This is a genomic window from Pseudomonas maioricensis, from assembly GCF_022790535.1.
Taxonomy (GTDB): Bacteria; Pseudomonadota; Gammaproteobacteria; order Pseudomonadales; family Pseudomonadaceae; genus Aquipseudomonas; species Aquipseudomonas maioricensis.
On the sequence record NZ_LOHG01000024.1, the window covers coordinates 15552 to 35695 of the forward strand.

28 protein-coding genes are annotated in these 20144 nt (G+C 58.5%); 1 reads left to right on the forward strand and 27 read right to left on the reverse strand.

Going from position 1 to position 20144, the window contains the following annotated elements; all coding sequences use genetic code 11:
• From AUC61_RS24055 to AUC61_RS24185, 27 genes are all read right to left on the reverse strand, one after another.
• On the reverse strand, positions 1 to 1242 hold the full coding sequence (locus AUC61_RS24055) for a DNA circularization protein (RefSeq protein ID WP_243248685.1): 1242 nt from the start codon (positions 1240 to 1242) through the stop codon (positions 1 to 3).
• Between the two features lie 8 nt (positions 1243 to 1250).
• On the reverse strand, positions 1251 to 3287 hold the full coding sequence (locus AUC61_RS24060; protein ID WP_243248689.1) for a phage tail tape measure protein: 2037 nt from the start codon (positions 3285 to 3287) through the stop codon (positions 1251 to 1253).
• A gap of 130 nt (positions 3288 to 3417) precedes the next feature.
• Positions 3418 to 3720 (reverse strand): phage tail assembly protein, encoded by a 303-nt coding sequence (locus AUC61_RS24065; protein WP_243248693.1) that lies wholly within the window; start codon positions 3718 to 3720, stop codon positions 3418 to 3420.
• A complete protein-coding gene (locus tag AUC61_RS24070; RefSeq protein ID WP_231667910.1) occupies positions 3720 to 4067 on the reverse strand; it encodes a phage tail tube protein in 348 nt (115 codons plus the stop codon). Before AUC61_RS24070 ends, AUC61_RS24065 begins: the two co-directional genes overlap by 1 nt.
• A 56-nt stretch (positions 4068 to 4123) precedes the next feature.
• Positions 4124 to 5620: a phage tail sheath subtilisin-like domain-containing protein gene (locus AUC61_RS24075; protein WP_243248695.1), complete on the reverse strand. Its 1497-nt coding sequence runs from the start codon at positions 5618 to 5620 to the stop codon at positions 4124 to 4126.
• Entirely contained in the window at positions 5617 to 5826 is a 210-nt protein-coding gene (locus tag AUC61_RS24080) for a DUF2635 domain-containing protein (protein ID WP_243248696.1), read from the reverse strand. Before AUC61_RS24080 ends, AUC61_RS24075 begins: the two co-directional genes overlap by 4 nt.
• Positions 5823 to 6431 carry a phage tail terminator protein gene (locus AUC61_RS24085; protein ID WP_243248698.1) on the reverse strand — a complete coding sequence of 203 codons (609 nt, stop codon included), beginning with the start codon at positions 6429 to 6431 and terminating at the stop codon, positions 5823 to 5825. The genes AUC61_RS24080 and AUC61_RS24085 overlap by 4 nt, the downstream gene beginning before the upstream one ends.
• 57 nt (positions 6432 to 6488) lie before the next feature.
• Positions 6489 to 7010, reverse strand: coding sequence for a hypothetical protein (locus AUC61_RS24090; RefSeq protein ID WP_243248700.1), 522 nt, complete (start codon positions 7008 to 7010; stop codon positions 6489 to 6491).
• Positions 7003 to 7377, reverse strand: coding sequence for a head-tail adaptor protein (locus AUC61_RS24095; RefSeq protein ID WP_243248701.1), 375 nt, complete (start codon positions 7375 to 7377; stop codon positions 7003 to 7005). Before AUC61_RS24095 ends, AUC61_RS24090 begins: the two co-directional genes overlap by 8 nt.
• Complete coding sequence (locus AUC61_RS24100) at positions 7374 to 7763, reverse strand: head-tail connector protein (protein ID WP_243248702.1); 390 nt, start codon at positions 7761 to 7763, stop codon at positions 7374 to 7376. The genes AUC61_RS24095 and AUC61_RS24100 overlap by 4 nt, the downstream gene beginning before the upstream one ends.
• Positions 7764 to 7793: 30 nt before the next feature.
• Positions 7794 to 9032: a phage major capsid protein gene (locus AUC61_RS24105; RefSeq protein WP_243248704.1), complete on the reverse strand. Its 1239-nt coding sequence runs from the start codon at positions 9030 to 9032 to the stop codon at positions 7794 to 7796.
• A 17-nt stretch (positions 9033 to 9049) separates the two neighbouring features.
• On the reverse strand, positions 9050 to 9667 hold the full coding sequence (locus tag AUC61_RS24110) for an HK97 family phage prohead protease (protein ID WP_243248707.1): 618 nt from the start codon (positions 9665 to 9667) through the stop codon (positions 9050 to 9052).
• 4 nt (positions 9668 to 9671) lie between these two features.
• The gene (locus AUC61_RS24115; RefSeq protein WP_231667902.1) at positions 9672 to 10895 is read right to left on the reverse strand and encodes a phage portal protein; all 1224 of its coding nucleotides are present in this window, start codon (positions 10893 to 10895) and stop codon (positions 9672 to 9674) included.
• Positions 10892 to 11038 carry a hypothetical protein gene (locus AUC61_RS24120; RefSeq protein WP_243248709.1) on the reverse strand — a complete coding sequence of 49 codons (147 nt, stop codon included), beginning with the start codon at positions 11036 to 11038 and terminating at the stop codon, positions 10892 to 10894. Before AUC61_RS24120 ends, AUC61_RS24115 begins: the two co-directional genes overlap by 4 nt.
• A gap of 4 nt (positions 11039 to 11042) precedes the next feature.
• On the reverse strand, positions 11043 to 12776 hold the full coding sequence (locus tag AUC61_RS24125; protein ID WP_243248710.1) for a terminase large subunit: 1734 nt from the start codon (positions 12774 to 12776) through the stop codon (positions 11043 to 11045).
• Positions 12777 to 12785: 9 nt separating this feature from the next.
• Positions 12786 to 13259 carry a phage terminase small subunit P27 family gene (locus AUC61_RS24130; protein ID WP_243248711.1) on the reverse strand — a complete coding sequence of 158 codons (474 nt, stop codon included), beginning with the start codon at positions 13257 to 13259 and terminating at the stop codon, positions 12786 to 12788.
• 146 nt (positions 13260 to 13405) lie between these two features.
• Positions 13406 to 13798: an HNH endonuclease gene (locus AUC61_RS24135; RefSeq protein ID WP_243248713.1), complete on the reverse strand. Its 393-nt coding sequence runs from the start codon at positions 13796 to 13798 to the stop codon at positions 13406 to 13408.
• Positions 13734 to 14057 carry an Rz1-like lysis system protein LysC gene (lysC, locus tag AUC61_RS26795; protein ID WP_422765644.1) on the reverse strand — a complete coding sequence of 108 codons (324 nt, stop codon included), beginning with the start codon at positions 14055 to 14057 and terminating at the stop codon, positions 13734 to 13736. The genes AUC61_RS24135 and lysC overlap by 65 nt, the downstream gene beginning before the upstream one ends.
• Positions 14058 to 14351: 294 nt before the next feature.
• Entirely contained in the window at positions 14352 to 14861 is a 510-nt protein-coding gene (locus tag AUC61_RS24145) for a lysozyme (protein ID WP_243248716.1), read from the reverse strand.
• A 390-nt stretch (positions 14862 to 15251) separates the two neighbouring features.
• On the reverse strand, positions 15252 to 15620 hold the full coding sequence (locus AUC61_RS24150) for a hypothetical protein (RefSeq protein WP_243248718.1): 369 nt from the start codon (positions 15618 to 15620) through the stop codon (positions 15252 to 15254).
• A gap of 189 nt (positions 15621 to 15809) precedes the next feature.
• Positions 15810 to 16079, reverse strand: a complete 270-nt coding sequence (locus AUC61_RS24155) for a hypothetical protein (protein ID WP_243248719.1) — start codon at positions 16077 to 16079, stop codon at positions 15810 to 15812.
• A gap of 28 nt (positions 16080 to 16107) precedes the next feature.
• Entirely contained in the window at positions 16108 to 17409 is a 1302-nt protein-coding gene (locus AUC61_RS24160; RefSeq protein WP_243248721.1) for a tyrosine-type recombinase/integrase, read from the reverse strand.
• Between the two features lie 185 nt (positions 17410 to 17594).
• Positions 17595 to 17819, reverse strand: coding sequence for a hypothetical protein (locus tag AUC61_RS24165; protein WP_243248723.1), 225 nt, complete (start codon positions 17817 to 17819; stop codon positions 17595 to 17597).
• Positions 17816 to 18238 carry a hypothetical protein gene (locus AUC61_RS24170; protein WP_231667942.1) on the reverse strand — a complete coding sequence of 141 codons (423 nt, stop codon included), beginning with the start codon at positions 18236 to 18238 and terminating at the stop codon, positions 17816 to 17818. Before AUC61_RS24170 ends, AUC61_RS24165 begins: the two co-directional genes overlap by 4 nt.
• 12 nt (positions 18239 to 18250) lie before the next feature.
• Entirely contained in the window at positions 18251 to 18706 is a 456-nt protein-coding gene (locus AUC61_RS24175) for a hypothetical protein (RefSeq protein WP_243248724.1), read from the reverse strand.
• Positions 18707 to 18727: 21 nt separating this feature from the next.
• Entirely contained in the window at positions 18728 to 19294 is a 567-nt protein-coding gene (locus tag AUC61_RS24180) for a hypothetical protein (protein ID WP_243248726.1), read from the reverse strand.
• A complete protein-coding gene (locus tag AUC61_RS24185) occupies positions 19281 to 19541 on the reverse strand; it encodes a hypothetical protein (protein WP_243248727.1) in 261 nt (86 codons plus the stop codon). The genes AUC61_RS24180 and AUC61_RS24185 overlap by 14 nt, the downstream gene beginning before the upstream one ends.
• A gap of 170 nt (positions 19542 to 19711) precedes the next feature.
• Between AUC61_RS24185 and AUC61_RS24190 the strand changes: the two genes are divergently transcribed.
• Positions 19712 to 20144, forward strand: a 433-nt coding sequence (locus tag AUC61_RS24190; protein WP_243248729.1) for a helix-turn-helix domain-containing protein, incomplete at its 3' end; no start/stop codon positions are given.

The window sequence follows — 20144 nt, forward strand, 5'->3', positions numbered from 1 at the left end:
TTACTCCTGGGCGACTTGAAGCGACACCGGCGGCAGGAACCCCGGATGGGATACCCCGTTACGCGTCACGATTTCATCAGCTCGGGTGGCATCGCCAAACCGCTGATAAGCCAGCACCACCGCCGGCAGACTTTGCTTGGGTGTCACCGACACCATCAGCACACTGGCACGAGCCACAGCGGTTAAGTGCTCTTTGACGAGCTTGCGCACGCTCTGAAGCCTTTCGAAGTGTTCGAAGGGGGCAGTCAGTGCCGCTTCCCACAGCGCCGCCACCAGCACGTCACGCAAAGCCAGAACCTCATCAGCGGTTGGCACCTCTGGCCGCTGGATGGGCAGCGCCGTTTGTTGGGCCACCGTGGGTACCGCGGGCAATGCCGCCGGAGGCAATACCACCGGCATGGACGAGACGACACGCACCGCGGCGACAATCAGCATTTCGCGCACCAGATCGCGGGTCGCCTGAACCGCGGCCTCAGTGGCCACACCACCAGAAGCAGCCGGCAATGCGGCGATACTCCGAGCGCTTTCGATAAATCCGCTGGCCTCGCGCTTGGACGAGCCGAAGCGGTCAAAATCCGCAACCATGCTGGAAAACTGCCCGCTCAGCATCGAAGCTAGGTTGCCCGGGAAGTTCATCACCATATCCGCCAGCGACGCCACAGAACTGATCAGCCCGGTAACCTGGCTTACCTCGCGCTGGATAGCCATCTGCACACCAGCCAGACCGTTTTGCAGCGCCGTGATGCTCATCCGGGCCTTGTTGACCAGAGCCATCGCGGCTTTGTAGCGCGCAATGATCGAATCCAGCAGGCTTTCGTTTTCGACCTCCAGTTGACGCGCCGTATTTGGAACGCCGGCCGGATAGCCCTTTTCCCCCGCTTCGACAAATGTCAGATCAAAAACCACCATGCCCCCATCAGGGCGGGCATGGCTGACATTACAGTCGGTGGCCGTGACGTTCATGCGCCCAAACCACGGGTGAATCAGAATCCCGGGGCCGGGCGTATTCAGCGCGTGCAGCAGGTTGTCACGCTGAAAAAAACAATCGTCACCGATAACGAAACCACTCTGCTGAATGATCCGGGTTCTCTCGCCCAGATCCTCCACCATCGGTTTATTGCGCTGGGGGTATTCATGGACCTGAGTCCGCCGCCCTACCGGCGTATTGTCCGTGTCGACCCAAAAGGGCACGCCACGAAACGACGCCGGCTGAAGCTCGTCGCGCCACGTCTTACCAGCCATGGGATTTCCTATTGTTTCGATAAGGTGCGCACGCCCAACTGCGATTTAACCTGCAAGCCGGGTTGATTGGTTTGGCTGGATTCCATCTTCAGACCGGGCGGCGCGTTCTCAAACCGCATCACCAGGGCACCGTCCAGACTGGCGCGCTGATTGGCCGCGGCCATTTGGTTTAACGAACCCGGCGCCTTTAACAGCGCACCAGTGTTAAGGCCACCGGCCTGAGACTGGTTGCGCTGCTCTTGTGCGGCCCGAACGCCCTGAGCGGCATCGGTTCGCAAAAAGCTGCCATCACCGCCACCCACACCGATATTTTCCTTTCGTTGCTGCTCGGTCCAGCCCTTGATCTTGTCCGTTGCCGTAGCGATCACCCCGGGGCCACCTTCACCGGCGCCGAAGTACTTCAGAATCGGTTCAAGATATGGCCTGACGCCTTCCCACAGCTCTTTGAAAAACTTGGTGATGGGCGACCAGTGCTTAACGATCATGCCAATCGGCGACCAGTCAAAGACCGTTTTCAGAAAATCGAAGAACGGCACCGACATCGCCTTGATCAATTCCCACAACTGCAAGAAGAACGCCTGTAGCGGCTCCCAGTTGGCAATCGCCTGACCCAGCGGCGACCATTCAAAGACCTCCACCATCCAGCCCCAAACCCGCATGGCCGGCGCCTCGATCTTCTCCCACACCGCTTTGAAGAACGGCGCCACGGTCGACCAGTTGGCCAGCAGGAAGCCGGCCGCCAAGGCGATGCCGCGAATCACCAGACCAATCACGCTTTTTTTGGTCACGTTATTGAACATGGTCATGGCCACGGTGCTAACCATCACCGCCACGCGCAGCACGGTGAAACCGATGGCGGCACCCAAAATACCCTTGATCAGCCCCGGGTGCGCCGCGGCCAGTTTGGACACGTCGGTAATCAGCGGGCCGATCAACGTCAGGAACTCATTAAACGGCGGCAGCAATGCGTTGCCGACCTCGACGCCCAGCCGGGTAACCTTGTTCTTCAGAAGCTGAACCGCGTTTGCCGTAGTGGCCGAGCGCGCCTCAAACTCTTTTTGCATCGATCCGGCGTAATCGCCATTAATCCCAACCTTCCTGAAGTTCTCTTGCAAGACATTCAGGTTGGTCAACAGCGGCGCAATGGCACCGACCGATTCCTTACCAAACAACTGCGTCAGGATCGCTGCCTGTTTGCTTTTCTCGACCTTCGCCAGTGATTTGAGCACCGTGTTAATGGTGCCTTCGGAATCGACCGACATGCCCTTGGCAATGGTTTTTGAATCAAGCCGCAAGGACTTAAATGCTTCCTTTTGCGCCTTGGTCGCCGCAGTACCGGCGGTCAGGGTGAGCGCGAAGGTTTTCATGCCCGTGGCCGCCACGTCTTCGGCAATGCCCACGCCGGCCAATGCGGCGCCCATAGCGGCAATCTGCCCGGCATTCAAGCCAGCGATTTCACCCAGCGGCCCGATGGCCGTGACGATCTTCGAAATTTGCCCCGTAGTGGCCGCGCCGCTGTTACTCAACAGGTTGATTTTATCCGCCAGGGAAACCACATCTTTCTGGCTCAACTTAAACGCGGTTCGCCATTTAGCCATTTGCGACCCTGACTCTTCGGCCGTCTGGTCAAAGGCCACACCCATTTTCACTGCATCCTCGGCGAATGCCTGTAACTCACCCCGAGCAATGCCCGACTGGCCACCGGCCGCGACAATCGCCGCGATACCTTCGGCCGACATCGGCAACCGCTCGGACAGAGCCAGAACGTCATTGCTCATTTCCTTGAATTGCTGGGGGGTCTCGAAGTTCACCACCTTTTTTACGTCAGCCATCGCGCTTTCAAAGCCGATAGCCGCCTGGGCGCCCATGATGAAAGGCGTGGCAAAAGCTCCACCCTTGATCGCGTCCATAAACGTGATGTTGCCCAACCCGGTGCTGTTGAGTTGCTTACGCAACCCCATGGCATTTTTCCGGACACCCTGAAGCATGGGCGACAGCTTATCGACGCCGGTGATAAGCGCCTTTAACTGAAACTTATCGGCCATTAGTCCACCCGCTGTTCTTGCACAATCCGGTAAGCGTGGTGGTAACTTTCAAACACCACGTCGAGAGGCCGACCCATCATTTGTTGAGGGTCGGTTTTCCAGAAGTACGCCAGGTCATACGCAACCGTTATCAGGTCGTCGACGCTTCCGTACTCTGTAGGAAAAAACCCACGATCTGCCACGCCAGGCTATTCAGGTCGGATAGCTCCAACTGGTTCACCGAGCTGGCCGGGATGGCAGCGCAGACGGCCAGGTATTTACACGCGGCTTCAATATCCACCACCGGCAGCATGGTTTCGCCGAGGTTGTACGGCAGCACCTTGATGGCCCGCACTTCCTCGATGGTAGGACGACGAATATTCAAGACGCTGACCAGATCGCCGTGCGCCTTAATCGGAGATGCCAGTTTGAACTCAGTTTTAACCATTTCCATTACTGCCAATCCCCTTCAATGCCTTCAAACTTCAGGCTCAATTTGCCGTCATCACCGGTGTAGGTGACGTCATCAACCGCGTACGCGCCGCTCAGCACATAACTGGTGCCGTCTTTAAACTCGGCCGTGATCGTCATGTTTGTGCCTTCGGTAATCTTCGACATATCCATGCCGGGCGTCTTGATCGCGTCCACCTTCACAAAGGGTGTTACGTCCTCTTCCTTGAAGTAGCCTTTAACAACAGTCTCGCGTTTGACTTTCGAGCCGGGCACTTCGACGCCACCCGTGATAACCAACTGGTCACCATCGACCTTGATGTAACAAGTACCAGCAACTTTCTGGCCCATAACTAAACCCCATGAAAAAGCCCGCGCGCGGCGGGCTTAGTTGTCACTGAATCGGCTTACGCCGCGTCGGAATACTGCAAACGGAACTGATACAGCAGCGCAAACACTCGCAACTGATTAACCAGATCCGGCGGGAACAGCACGTTGAGGCGGTTCGGGTTCGCCGCATCGCGCTCAACAATCAAGTTCGCTTTGAACAACTCGATGTTCTCGACGATGCCGGCACGCTCAAGCTCTCGATAAGCCGCAACCAGTTCGCCACGGATCACCAGCGGCGTGACGATGGCCTGCCCCGGGCCGAAGCTGGTGCCGTCATTGGCCAGCTTGTGGCGGCCGTACTTGCTGGTAATGCGCGATTGCAGAAAACGCAGCACATAGGCCGACTGGTGCAGCGGCTCGCTGTCCATGTACGAGTTATCCGGCTGGTCGTACGCATTACGCTGGTACGTGGTTACAGCCCGCGAAATGCGTACTGCACTGCCCGAATACTTAAACGTGGCAATACCGCTGCCCAGCAGCGACTGTTCTTCATCCAGCAAGAAACGATCACTCGACGGCGCCGGATCAATACCGGCCATTTCGCCGCTTTGGGTAGGCCGCGCCGGGTCGGCACTGATGAATACCGCCGTGCGCGCGGCGAACTGCGCGGCCACCTCCCATACCGGCTGGGGAATGCTCGACTCCATACCGCCGATAGAAATGTGTGGATCGTTACGCAAACGACCCGCAGCCACCAACTGGCCCAAGGTGCCGCGCTTGGCGCTGTAGACATGGCCATAAATCTGCTTGGCCCACGACCAGCGGCCGGCGCTGTCATTCATCACGTCGCGCCAGTCGTCCAGCGTCGAAGCGTCGGTCCACGGCTGGGTGATGAACTCGAAAGGCTCATCGCCCAGGGCGGCCAATGCCACAGCCATGTCCGGCGTACCCACACCGCCGGACATCGAGGCCAGCGCCACCGACAGGCCGTTTGGCGTCACCTCGCCATTGACACGACCCAAGCGATTGATCGACAGCGAAATGTCGTTGCCCAGCTCACCCTTGAACTTGCAGGTCAGCGCGATAACACCCTCGGTTGCCACCGCCTTAACCGGCAGATCCAGACTTTCATTGATGGCCGCAGCCAGAACGGCCGCCGCCGCCGTAGCGCTGGCCAGCTCCGGAACAATGGCTCGCACCCGCTTGCCAGCAACGTACAGGTTCAACAAACCCGCCTGTGTGGCCGTGCCCGTTACTGTAACGGTTCCTTTGGCCGCGGTGCCGGCGGCAACCTTGAGCGGCAGACACCAGACCTCACCCGCGATATCAATATCACGGTGCATCTTGTGCATGGCGGCCAGCATCGAGCCTGACCCGCCGATGGCGACAGCCTGAGTGGTACGCGACACCAGCACCAGGCGGCCGATGTCTTCATCGGTCGCGTCGTCGTTGACCTGCCCCACGATCAGCCGGCGCAGCGTCGACGTAGCCGTGTTGGCCATGGAGTTATCCATTTCCGCATAAAACAGCGGCACACGGATATCCGAAGGGATATTGCTAAAACTTACGCTCATTGCTCACCCCCAGCTGTCACGGCCACTTCGGCTTTAACCGGCTTGGCTTTTGGCTTCTCCGCCTTGACCGCATCACCAGCGTCTAAGCGGCGCTGCCAGTAAACGGTGTGCGGCACGTCCGCGCCTTCATCAGGCAGCAAGGCGCCGCCCTGGGCGGGGTCGGGACAGGCCCGACCGGCGACCGGCTTCAAATAGAGTCGTTTCACGGTTGCAGATCCTCGCGGGTTTTAATCTCGATACGGCCGTCAGGGCCGGTTTCGGATAGGTTGTGGTCGACCATCGGGTCGATAAAATCGACGTCCATATCAATCCCTTCCAGCGGCGCGATGCCATCCAGCACCTGTTCCTGCCAAGTCTCAGCAGGCGCCGGCTCCTGTCCCGGCAAAGGGTCGTTACGGCCCAATTGAAATTCGGTGTAGAAGCGGAAGCGGTAGACCGCCTTTGAACGGTTGATCAGCATCAAATCGCTGCTGTCGTATTGCAGTGGGTCGCCATCGTCGCCGGGTTCAAAGCCCACCAGCGCCCGCCACAGCTCGGCGCGCAGGTCGTGCAGCACATCAGCCGCGGCCTGACCTCGCTCGTCTGCGTTGTCCACCTCGACACACACATCGAAGGTGTCACGCACCACCTGCCGAATTGCGTTTTGTGCGTCCGAGGGGTCCGCGTCATCCCCGAGCACGACGACATAGGCCGCCGGCAGTTGCGCCTTTGACACGTCCTTGGTCGGGTCCCAGTCCAGGCCGCCGAAGATCCGGCGCCCAAATGACGGGCAGTGCGCACGCATCTGCCGAATAGTCGGAGTCAATCGCATGGTCAATTTCCAGGCATAAAAAAAGCCCCTAAGGCGGGGCCAGTGGATGAATAACGGCTATTGCAAGGCATCCGCGAAAGTCTGCCGAAGCTCCTTTTGCACCTCTGAATTGGAATCTTCCAATGCGTCCGTCATGTAGTTTTTACGCGGCGCAATACGCCAGCCTCCGGCCTTTCGTGCCGATATCAAATCAGCCCGAGCGCCCCGCGCGCGGCGATTGCTTTTTCCGTTTCCGGCGCCGGGCGCCAAGGCTTTAACCTTGCTGCCCTCTTTCACACCGTAATGCAGGAACGCCGGATAGAAAGCCGACATGGCACCGGTTTTACTCGGCGCCACCTTGACCATGAAACCCGAGCGGGAAACCTTGAAGTTGATCGAGTTCAGCAGCTCGGCAGTGCGGTTTACCGGATAGCCAGCCTGACCGCGCGACAGCGCCACGTTCATCTGCGCCTTTTGCATCACCAGCTTGCCGACCCGGCGCATGCCGGCGCGGATCTTGCGTTTATCGAAGGCTTCGCGCTCGAACTTGTCGAAGCCCTCGACGTGCAAATAACCCTCTACCGCTACCGAATTACTCATACGGATCACCCCGCGGCATCGAACCCGCGCTTTCCGGGTTGCCGGTGATTTCCTCGACCTCTAACAACGTATCAATGCCGGCCTCGTTGACGTCACCCACTCGAACCACACGGAACAAGCGGGCACCGATCACCACCTCATGGTGATCATCAATCCCAGCCAGCCGGGCAAAGATAAGACGATGGGTGATCTTGTCGCCGGTCTGAATACCACTGTTCACCAACAGCGTGCCCAGTGGCTCCAAGGACGCCCAACGCCTGCCGACCTCGACGTAATCCGACTGCAAGTCAGCATCGTTTGCAGGCTTGTCGTTACGCGTGCGCAGAATCACCCGCTTGTCACGGGCGCCCGCGCCAGGACTGATCACAAGGTCACCCACAGGTAAGGCCCAGTCAGAGCCGAGAAGGCCAGCGGCACCTCCTTAACCCCCGAGTTCATGGCATCGGTCACGGCCTCACGATTACGCCGCCAGTGCGCCACCATCAGCAGCATGGCCAAGCGCAGATCCTCGCCCACCGCCACGGCGTTTTCAGGCGCGTCAGGCGGCAGAAAGGAATTCAAATAATCAGGGTCGTCGAGCTGGGCCTCTGTCGCATCCTCAGGCGGCGTAACCTCATACAGCTTGCGGCCGGTCACGTTTGCCACCAAGCGCCAAGCTGCGCGCCCATAACCGCGCAGCAGGCGATCTTCCTCGGTCTGGTCCAGCTCGACCCGGCAATGCTCTTTGATCTCTTGCAGTGTGAGCATCAGCATACGGGGCCGCTTGCACGACCCCCCTCCGACTTAGGCCGCAGCACCTTTACCCGCCAGGGCTTTGATGGCGGCAGTGTCCTGCAGGACGATGCCGAAGCGCAGAAATGCCAGGAAGCCCACTTGACCGTATTCCGCGTAACGCTCAACCAGACGTTTCAGCGTCAGGCTACGCACGGCGCGCAGGATCAATTCGTTGAAGTCGCCGGCGTACATAAACTTTTTACCGGCCGCGATATCAGCAATCGCCTGATCAATGACGTACTGATATTTGAGGATGGTTGCCGGACGGTCGGAATCGATACCCGGCAGCCACAACGGACGGTTGTTGCCGTCCACCATTTCTTCCATCGCTTGGCAGGTCTTGTCATTGAACGCCAGACGGAATTTAGGCGCCGCGCGATACGCCGGGTCGACCGAGTGAATCAGGCTGTTGACTTCCTGCCAGGTGAATTTAGTCGCGCTTGAAGTCGACGCGCCAACACTCACCGCGGCTTCAAGGCCTTTTGGCTGGGCCGGTGCATCGGCCGTCTCGGCAGCGCCGGTGCCCTGGACGATCAGGCGGTTACGGGTACGCCCGCAACGCTTGCTGATGCGACCGGTCAGGAACGCTTCCATGTCGATACCCGAATCCTGCAAAAGCTGCTCGGAAACGCGGATAATCTTCGAACTGATGGTGTAGGAACCCAGCGTGCCCATACCAAACTCGACATCCTTATCGGTGGCTTGCTTGTTCTCCCCGATCAATTCGCCTTCTTCTTCGCCGCCGTTGCTCACAGCCCAGGCAATCGGTGCGCCGTTGTCAGTGTTGAGCAGTTGGCACACGGCTGCGATACCGCCGTAAGTGCTCAACGCCTCGATCACCCGAGCTTGCAGGGTGGTCGGCACAGTGAAGCCGCCGGCTTCGTTGGGGTTGGTGCCTTGGGCGCGCATGGAAAACACCATAGAGCGCTGCTCAGCCGTCAGACCCTCGGTGCCATTGCGCAAGAACGCGTCAAAGGCCGAACGCTGCTCAGCGTCCGCACCAGTGATATCACCGAGTGGGGTTTGCTGGCCGGGGTTACGGGCGCGCTCTTCGATAAAGGCCTGATCGTTTTCGCGCAATTCTTCTTCACGCTCAACCTTGCCTTTCAGGTCGGCCAGCTCGGTGCGCATGGCTTCCCATTTGGCGCGCGTTTCACCGGTCCACGCCTCATCACCAGTGCTTTCGTGCAGGCTGCGCATTTCCGCCGATTTGGTGGCGTACAGCGCTTTCAGTTCTTTCAAAGTCATAGCAGGTTCCCCAGGGGTTATAGATCCAACAGGTTGAGCAGGCGCTCGCGTGCGTCGCGGTCGAATTCGGCGCGAGCTTCAAGGCCTTCGTTTTGTGCCTGCTTCCAGGCGTCCAGCGAGCGCTGTGCAGCGCTTGAATCGGGGTAGGCCGGAAAGGAAACCGGGCCGACGTCGCGCAACTCGGCGACCTTGTAGATGGTGCGAACGACTACGCCGTCTTCCTCGTGCCACGTGTCACCGCCCGGGGCCACGCGCATGGCAAAACTGCTGCCAGACATATCGCCGCGGGCAATCGGGGCCACCACCAGATCACGGATGGTCAGGGTGTCCGGCGTGTCGATTTCATAGGCCAGACCACGCTCGTCGACCGTCAGGCGCAGCGTGCCGCTGGTGGTGCGGCCTAGCAGATAGTTGGGGTCATGGTTGAACAGCCCGCGGGTGTCTTGGGCCAATACGTCGTCAAAGGCGCCCGGGGCAATCAGCTCGACAAAGAAACCGCCCAGCAGGTCGCTACGCACGTTGAACACCGCGGCATAACCGGCAATCTTCGGCGCGCCGGCCTGCCCGTCAGGAAGCTGGACAGCACGAAGCTCGCACTGCTGCGCGGGCAGCATGCGTTTTTCAATTTCACTCATGGGGTTATTCCTGTTGCGTTACGGGTAACGGCAAGCCGTCTGCACCGAGAAGTCGGGCATTGACGTTGATCAGCATCGAATCCAGACCAACGATGGGGTTCATGTCTTCAAACACCCGCACTTCGTTACGTGTCATCCAGCCATCCAGAATGGCGCGGCTGTAGAACTCGGCGCGCTCGGTCGGCGTGCCGCGTAACAACCCGGCCAAATTGAACTTGACGTAGTAGCCAGCCAGGCGCTCGGCGCGGGTGAAAACCTTGCGGTTAATCTCCTGCTCCCAGTTCACGATCCACGGCATGATTGAATGCCTGACGAACTGGATGGCCTGCTCGCTGATGTTGGAAAAGGTGGCCTTCTCCAGATCGTTGATCATGTGCGCCGGCACGTTGAACATGCCGGCGATTTCGCTTCGGGTCAGCTTGCGCGTCTCCAGAAACTGGGCATCCTCCGGCGCAATGGTCAGCGCCTTGTAATCCAGTTCAGCCGGCAACAGCAGGGTCTTGTTTTCCGACTGGCTAAGCTTGTTAACAGCGCCCAGCCAAACCTTTTTAAGACGCTCCCAGCCATCGGCCTTAACGTCACCTTTCAGCGAAACAATGCCGGTAGGCCGTCCGCCACCCTCGAAAAACTCTTTGCCGTAACGTACCGCGGCCAGACCCAAGCCGATGGTTTCGGCGTTCTGCCGAATCGGGCTGATGCCCACCTTGCCGTTGGACCCGATGGCCCGTACATGCACCATGTCTTCAGGCGCCACGGCCAGAGGCTGGTTGTCATCATCCAGGGTGCCGTAAATCCAGCGGCCACCGTTGCGCAACAGTTGCGTGTGTTGCGGCATGCACAACTCAATACCTTGCAACTCGCCACGACGGCCCCGCACCAGTCGGCTGAAGCCATTACCCCAGCCAAGCGTGTGGGCCTGCTTGGTTTCCCGCCACTTGTACGACGTTTGCCACATGTTCGGCTCGTCGTGCAGCAGGTAGTGCGCCGGGTGGTCGGTACCGGGAACAATCGTTCCATTCACCTTGCGCAGTACGTTGATGGGCAACTGGGCCAAGGTGCTCGACAGCACGTAGATACACGCATACACCGCGGTCAGTTTTTGCGCCGTCTCGGGACTGACATGGATACCGTTACCACTGGAAAGCAACTCGCCCAGTTCCTGACTGCTCAGCGATACTGCTGGGTTTTCCAGGCTGCTGCGCCGCTCATGGCGGCCGGAAAAGATCACCCGCGCCCCAGCACGAACGCGCCAGCCATCAGCCCCACACCCGCAACCGACAGAGCCACACCAGTGCCAAACAGCACGTACAGCCCACCAATCGACAGGCAATAGCCAGCCGCCCCAATCAAATCGGGAATCAAATTTTTCATAAGGTCATATCGCCAGAATGTCGTCGTCGGTAAGGGTGTCGAGTAGGCTGCCCTCGACCTGATCGGCCAGCATTGCGCGACTCATGGCCATCAGCACGGCGACCATGCCGTCGATCTTGCGCAGATTGCCTTTGCCTTCGTCTTCTTTCATTGGGGTCAGACAGCCACGGTATTCCTTGGCGGTCACGTTACCGGCCATCCACGAAAGCACGCCGTTGGCTGGGTGATTGAAGCGGCGCGACACCAGGGCCGCTTCCACTTCGCGCATAGGCATGTTCATCGTCTGGATGCCACCGCCGACCTCGACCACTTCGGCGCCGTCCGCTTGCAGTTGGTGGGCCAGTTGCGTGGCGCGCCACTTGTCGTAAGCGATTTCCTGAATGTCGAACATTTCGGCCAGATCCTTGATGTCATCACGCACCACATCAAAATCGGTTTCCTCGCCGTCCGTAGTCAGCAGCTCGCCAGTATTCACCCACGTTTCATAAGCTTCCTTGAACGTTACCGCGCGCTCTATCGCACCCTCAGGCAGATAGGAGCGGCAGAACACCGTCCACACATCGCGGCCGCGTTCGTCCTTATCCTTGAACACCAGGGCCACCGCGGTGATATCCGACTTACTCGCCAAGTCGACACCGACCCAGCATTTGCGTCCTCGGAATTGCTCCAGGGTTAATGCCGGATTACCGCAAGCGCCCCAGTCCGACATGTTCAGCCACGCCGAGCGCGAACTCACCCACACATTCAAATGCTTGGTTTTGAATTTGTTTAGCTGTGACGGGTAACGCTTGGCGTTGGTCTGCATGCGCAACAGGTATTCGTCACCGACCGACACCCCGAAATTCGGGTTGGCCTTGCGCAACACTTTAGGGTCTTGCCAGTCATCGCCGTCGTCGATGGTGTAGATGATGCCGAAAAGCTCTTCGTTCTCGATCCCACCTTCGCCCAATGCATGCAGCAGCATGTCTTTGACCTGGCTGCGCAGTACATAACAAGGGCCGGCCAAGTTGTAGCCGGCCGTGGTGATCACGAACATCAGCGGATGTTCACGGGCACCCATGCCGGTGATCATCGTGTCATACAGCGACGACGACGCATGTTCGTGATACTCGTCGACAATCGCACAGCTAGGCGAACTACCGTCGCCCGGGTCGCCAATCAGCGGCTCAAAGCGGCTACCATCATCCGGGAGCGACAGGTTCATGACCATCAGCTCAGCGCCGCATTCCTCGATCAGATCCGGCGTGTTCTTGAGCATCAGCCGCGCAGGCCTGAACACCTCCATGGCCTGATCTTCGGTCGTGGCACCGCAGTACACCTCGGCGCCAAACTCGCCATCCATGGTGAACATGAACAGCCCGAGGCCGGCCGCAATCACGCTCTTGCCGTTCTTGCGGGGAATCTCGCAATAGACCTCACGGAAGCGCCGCAACCCTGTGCGCTTGGACCGCCAACCGAAGATGCAGCAGAAGATAAACTTCTGCCACGGCTCCAGGGTGATCAACAACCGCTTACCAGCCCACTTGCCCTTGGTGTGCGGCAACAACTCAATGAAGTCGCAGATCCGCTCGGCCTCGGCCTTGTCAAACTTCCAGGCGTAGCCCTTCTTCTTGGACTTCTCCAAATCGCCCAGGTGACGCCGGCACGCCGCACGCACCCACTTACACGCCTCGATCTTGCCGGCCACCACGTCACGAGCGTACTTGTTCGCCGCGTTGACGTTGGGTGAACTGGCCATAGAGGGTGGTTATCCGGCTTTGCCTCCCCGCAACGCGGTAAAGGGGTTGTTGGGTTTCTCGGCGCCGCCGGGTTTCAAACGTGCCCGAGCCGCCGGGTCTAGCCCGAGGGCACTGCCAAAGGTCGCCATCTGACGCATGGTTTCGTTAGCCACGGTGCAAGCCGGATTTTTGATTTCCTGCTTGGCACCCATGACGATGATCCCGTTAAGGGTGATGTCCGCTTGGGCCTCTCGCCAACGCTGATAAGCCATACAAAAGGCCTCAAGGTTGTGCAAATCAGTAGCGGTTAAAATCTTGGCTTCAGTCAGCCAGGGTGCGACCTGCTGCCATGCCGCAACGGCGATGGGGCCAAACCACTCCGGCGGATCTGGCACCACGGCCAGGGCGTCAGGCGACGGCGCCTTGCTGTTGAGCTTGCGCTTTCCCGGGTTGCCTTGAACCAGCTTCAAGGCCGTGGGTTTAGGGGGTCGACCTCGCGCCATTTGTCAAATCCTCTCCAAATTTCCAAAAGTACGAATTTTTTAATTTCGCGGTCGCGCGTAAAAGGCTGGGCGAGCGGTGGAGAAGGGTTAAGGCTGTAGAGATTTACCCCGCCCCCCTCCTTTCGCACCATTTTGATGCATTTTGGCTACCTGATCCCTGCACGTTCACCGAAGTTACCGAGACGCGCCTCGGCCGCTTCCCTTTGTGTTTTGGCCTTGTGACAGTCGACGTTAAGGGCCTGCAAATTGCAGAAATCATCAGTTCCACCACGTGATTTAGGTGTTATGTGATCAACTTCTGTTGCAGGAAGGTGACGACCCTTGCAGTCATCGCACTGACACAGGTAACGGTCGCGCTTGAGCACCGCAGCGCGCTTCTTGCGCCATGCCCAGTCATACCCACGCTGCTCAGCCGTGCCGCGCTCAGCCTTCATCCAGCCACTGGCTAGGTGCATATGCTTGTCACAGAAGCCGCTAACGTCCTGAGTCTTGCCCGGACACATCGGCGCTCGACACGGGCGCTTGGCCTTGGGTGGCATGAGTGGCTACCTCCTGCTTACTGATGCAGTCCAAAACCTGAGTGGCGCAACTGGTCAAAGCGTCTTCGACCTCATCCACTGCCGCGGGCCAATCTTCGTTACGGATCAGAGCGGGACGCCCCGGAAGCCGGCACGGCGTCAGCTCGCACACCAATACCACCGGCTCGATACGCAACTGGGTCGGTGGTGTCGGGTCTGATGTAGCGCAGCCCGAGAGCAGCAGGGACAAGGCCAGACAGATAAGCGTTGGTCTGTTCATCGGTACGTTTCAGCTCTGCCAGATCGCGATTAAGCTGGGCGGTTTGCCCGTCCAGCGCGGATTGAGTCTTGCGGGTTTGCCGGCTGATATCGGTCAGCGCAGCGCGTAACGCTTCCTGACCAGACAACGCCGCGGCGAGTGTCCTACCCTGCTCGGCAAGCGCCTCGTTCCGCTGGGCCAACCCCTCGCTTGCCTTGTTGACAGCCTCAAGACGCAACACCGAACGGTCAGCCACCCACAACGACAAAACGACGACCAGCCCAGCAGCAGCCAGGCCGGCGATTCCTGAACCAGTCATAGATCCCACTCGCACAAGGTGCGCTCCAAGGCGCGACGGTGAATGATTCCAGGACAACCACTGGAAGCCAGCCGGCAATCCTTGCCTGCCACGAACCGCCACCGGTCCAACTGGGCGCAGGCAGCAGGGAAGTCACCCGCGCGCAGCAGCTTGACCGCCGTAGATGCGCAGAAATTGCCGCCTCCTACGTTGTAGGCAAACAAGCCCCAAGCGGCTTTCATGGTTTCCGGCATGGGCTTAGGCGTAAGGGCGCAACGCTCGACATCAGCCAAGCCAACGGCGATAGCCTCGGCATTGCGACGCTGGCAACCGGCCGGCGTCTCAACATCACCGAGGCGCACGCCTTTTGTCACACCACCACAGACGGTCGGCACGCCTCCAACATCGAGATAGGCAACCAGCGGATTCCCCTCAACGATGGGAACAGCTTTATCCATGATGCCGAAGGCAGTAGCCCCGGCAGCAATAGCGGCAAAGATCGCTTTTGGAAGGGTTACTTTCGCCATTTACGCCACCACGATGCGACCAGGGAACGCCACCCCGGGAAAATAAGAGTGCTGATAGCCAGCACCAGATAAACCACGGTCAAAACGCTGATCCACGTTTCAATTGGTATTTGCAGAACCTGTGCCCCGACGTAAGCCGCCGGTGGGGTCGCCTTGGCGAAAACGGCGGATGGATCGGGGGATTCGTTCACTTTCTCGTTCCCATAAAAAAACCCCCGACCTATAAGGGCCGGGGGCTAAAGAGTCTGTGTGCTGGTAGTACCGTGGCCGCAACATCACCACGATGGAGCAAACGATAGAGAAAACCGCCAAGCGAGTCAACACGAAAAGTCGAAATTTCGACGATATGTGTAAAACTCGCCCATTGTTAACCCGCTTTGTCGTTACCCGTCACGCATCAACAGTCGGAATAAGCAGTTTCCACGCAGCGGGCGTATGCAGGCAGGCCAACTCCCCTTTAAAGGCACCTCCACACCCTTCTGGCAGGGTCTTGCCGCATTGCCGGCACGGGTAGCGCTGCGCATCGGCAATCTGTCCTTTCAGCCTGGCTGCATCTTCACGGATCAGAGCGCACATGTACTCTTCAATATCAAAAGGCTCTCCAGCACCGGAACGGGCCGCCATTGAACTGGCCAGCACCTCACCCAAGGCCGGTTTGAGCTTGAACGATATTTCCTTAATGCCTTCCACCTTGAGCTTTGCCCGACGCTTGCGCTGCCGCTTGGTGGCCGGATTAACCGGCTCAGCGTTACGCGTCACGGCCGCACCTCCGATCAATCAAGCAACCTACCGACTGACCCGCTGTTGGCTCGGGCGGAACCTCTCCAAGACATCGCACTACTTCAGCCAGCAAGGCGGATCGATACTGACCCAACGACTGGAAGCTGGTGGCGAATCGGTCATTGCCAATGAGGGCGCCAAGGCGGCGCAATTGATCCGTTTGCAGACTCATGCCGCAAGCCTCCCCGTGATTCGCTCCCACAGCGTCAGGCGACGAGTCACGACCTCGGACCGCCTCAAAGTCAGCAGCACCCGACGCAAGTTTACGTAGCTGCTTGGCTGTAGCCGGGTCGTCGAGAGCGCCAATTTGACCTCGGCGGAACTGAACTCAGTATCGAGAATTCGGGCCAGCTCTATCAGGTGATCGGCGGGCACGGCCTCGGTTCGGTAGCTGTCATTCCACAGCCTTAGCGTCAGGTTTTTACGTTCGCATTTCATGTCTAACTTCCTCCTTAGGAATGAATGTTTAAGCAGCGCTGCAAGCCATACGGCTCAAGGCGTCCAGCCCTTCCGACATTTCGGCCTGTCTCGCTTCTGTCTCGGCGTGAAAACCCGTCAATTCGGCAAAGCCTCGGTCATCCAGCCACGCGTGCCAGCACTCCAGAGCGGCGCGTTTCTGCTTCTTCAGCGTGGTGTGAATGTAGGTCGCGCTAATGCCGGGCAACTGGTGATTGAGCAGGAATTCACCGACCTGATGCTCAACGTCAAGATCCGCCCAGCAGGTCCTAGCCACCTTGCGCAAGTCGTGACTGGTCCACTCACCCGCACCCAAAGGCTTGAATAATTCGTCAGCTTGTTTCGGATTGATCGACTGGCCATTTCGGGCAGGGAACAAGTAGGCCCCGTCATAATTAGAGGCTTTTTGCTGGTCCCGATAAGCGCGCAGGAAGGTGCAGATTTGAGCAGTTAACGGCACGACCATTTCCTTTCTGGTCTTGGCATCGGCCGCAGGAATGAACCACTCCCCATCCTCAAGGTTGATGTTTTTCCATTTGCTCAGGCGGGTTTCGCCTATCCGGGTGCCATGGGCAAGCATCATCACAGCCAGGGCAATCGACACCGGATGTCTGGCCTTGAGACTGATCAGATGGGCCAACACGTCGCGAACCTGATCAGGACGAATGGCCCCGGGCTTGGCCTCAATGCGTGTTTCGATGAAGTCAGGAAAGCTCAGATCAGCAAGCGGGTTTACGCTGATCAATTTCAGTTTGCTGGCTTGCTTCAGGGCAACCATCAGCACCCCAAACACCTGACGTACATACGACAGCTTGTAGGTCTCTTGTAGCGGCCAAATCAGCAGTTCATCTAATCGAGCCTGATTCATACCGGGCAGCGGCTCACCCGCAAGGCGCGGCCTTAGATGGCATTTAATGACAGATCGAATCGCGTCCTTGCGCTTGGTCGACTTGTTGCGGTCGCGCTTATTGCGATCCAGATACCACGCCAGTAACTCGCCCAAGGTCTGCCATTGATCCAGGGCGACAGAGGCCGACGGATCGACGGCGAGTCTCTGCAGGATCTTGGGCAGTGCATCCATGAAGTCGGCAGCACTCAAGGCAGGCCAGTTCGCGATTTTGCTGTAGGGGTTGGGCTTGCCTTTGTGGTACGTGACCACATACCAACTTCCCGAGGCCCGGCCAGCGTGATAACGAAACAGCACAGGCCGGCGGGAATCGCTCAATTGTTTAACGGTTAGATCATTGGCATGACGCTTAATGGCGGCGTCAGACAGAGCGACGCTGATGGTATTGCTATCGGGTTTAGGCATTGGCCTGGCTCCTTGAGTAAGGCGGCCAGACCGTTTAGAGGGATGTCAGGCCGCGTTTAAAACGTGACCACCCCCTACCCATGAAGCGACGGGCATACGGCAGGGAAAGGGATGGTAGGTAAGTGCGGGCATTTCGATGAGCCGTCATCGCGACGACTTCTTTAATTCTTTATTTCGTTATTTCTTTAGCTTTGCGGGTGCATCTTGTCGCGCAGCTCAATGGCCCGGCGCACTACGTCATAGTGCTGTGCAGTCTTCTCGGCTGTAGGTCCTGGCATGGCGTGGTAGTCAGTCAGGATCAGCACAAAGGCGCGCAACTCCTTGGTGTGCTCCAGCAAGTTTTTTAGGGGTTCTTTATCCATGCAAAAAGCCACGTCGAATTCGGCGGCGTCCAACTCTTGCTGAGTCATGCTGTAAACCTCAATTGATTCTCGATGAAGGTGCGCGCCGCCTTCAGGCGCCGCTCATAAGTCCGCAGGCTGATGCCCAGCGCGTGGGCTTTGCTGTACTGATCTGCGCCGCGCGGGTCGTACTGCTCAATGCCTCGGCGAGCCGCAACAAGCCACCAAGCGGCGTTGTATTGAATGCGCAAGACATCAGCGGCCAGCTCATCACGAGAGAAGAGCGACAGCACGGCAGCTTCTACAGAGCACTCAATGTCATCAGCCGCAGGCCCACCCGAGCCGCTGCCGCCGAAAAACATCTCGCCTTTGTTGTCGATCAGCTTGGCCAGCATCGAGCGGCCGGCCGGCGCGGCGCGGTCGGCACAGCTCCAGCGCGCCCAAAGCTCAAACGCGCCGTCCAGATTGTTGACCTTGCGTCTGGCCATGTCCGAGTCGCCTTAATTGCCGGCCAGCGCATCAATCGCCGCGGCGCACAGCGGGGCGATGGAACGAAGGCGCGGCACGACCATTTCCGACAGGGCATCTATCGGGGTCAGGACATGACGAAAGCTTTCAGGCTGGGTAGTGATATTGAAGTCACCAGGACGATTAACCACCTGATCAGATGGCGCGCCGTAGATATGCCAGATACTGCCGCCGTTAGCGCGAACCACTCGGGCTTCCTCTTCGGTCAGGCAGTGAACAATCACCAGGCCGCCGGCCGGGTTCTTGGTGGACTTATCAAATGCGGTGTCGAGGGCGTCACGCAGGATCATCGAGCGACGCAGCGCGCGATTGACGCCGGGGCTGGTGATCGAGAACGCGGCCAATGACTCTTTACCGGACTCGATCAAATGATCGGCAATCGCGGTACGTGCAGCAGGATTGCCGCCAGAAAGTGCAATCAATAACAAGGTGATCCCCTCGGCCTGCCTTCAGCGGCGGGCACGTTCAATTTTGGTATTGCGCACAGTCTTTAAAAATTCATGCAGGGCGGTCGGGCTTGGCGCCGTTCCCGCTTGCCGGGCCAGCTCTATGGCTGACTCCATTTCGTCTACCGTCACGTTGGTGGCACACCAACGGCGGAACAAATCTTGGTTGTACGGGTCTTTTCCTAGCGCTGCCGGTAAAGCCAGTTCGTATTCGAACCAGCGGCGCCATTGATCAGCGATTTTTGGCAACACCAGTGCCGGCACAAAGGCTTCGAAATATGACAGCGTGACGCGTAACGGCGAGCCGGGCTCTTCGCCCTGCTCAACCGTCAGCCACTCAGCCTTGGCCAGATAGGAAAGCAAGGCGGTGACGTCTTGCGGGCCGGCCTGAAGCGCATCACCCCAGTCACTGGCCGGGAGTTCGATCACTCCCAAGTCGCGGAACGGACTGGCGGCGAACAGCTCCAGCAGCTTCACTAGACGTGCAAAGCCAGAAAGGCCAAAGCGCTGCTCCACCTTATGCACGATGGCTGTAGTAGAGAAATCGCCAGGAAGGTTAAGAGCCGACATGCTTAACACCGCTGAACAGCTTGATAGCAAAAGGGCTGTAGATACCGTTCCAGTCCACAACCCCCTTGGACTTGAGCACGATGTTCGCGCCGGCCGGAAAGGAAGGGATGCGCTCCTTTCGGTACCACGACAACACCGTGCGTGGCTTTTCGCCCAGCAGACCGGCCACTACGTCCAAGCTCGCCGGGCTTAACTTGCCCGCCTGCTCTGCGCCGCCGGCAGTTTCAATCCACTGATTAAGTTCCACAAAAAGGCACTCTTTTACACGATTGGTGTAAGTCTATTTCGAGCGCGCCCTATTTCTCAAGCTTTTTTTGGCTTCATCTACACTTAAAGTGTATATTTCGTCAGGTTACATATAATATTCAATAAATTGCCAAGGCGTGAAACCTCACAGCGCCGCATGAGAGATTGCGCATGTCAGAACTAATAGAGATTGTTGCTCAGCGGCTAAAGGGCTGTCGCGCGAGCACTGGCTGGACCCTTGAAGAGACGGCCCGCAGGCTGTCCGCTTTGTCGGGCACCCCCATGACTTTCTCGCGGTTTTCCAACTGGGAATTAGGGCTGCGCATGCCGCCGCCGGATCAGATTGTGCTGCTGGCCAAACTGTTCGGTAAGACGCCTGCCTGGCTCCAAGGCTACACCGATAACGACAGTTTAAGCGCCGCTTCCAACAGTTACGTGACAGCAAATCCGCCCAATATACAGACGAAAAACGGACTGCTAAGCCTGACGCAAGCCGCTGACAGCACGGCTTTCAGTCATGACTATATCGAAAGCCGGGGCATGAACCGAAATCAGTTGCTGTGCATCAAGCAGCTTGATGCCAGCATGGCACCAACGATTGCCG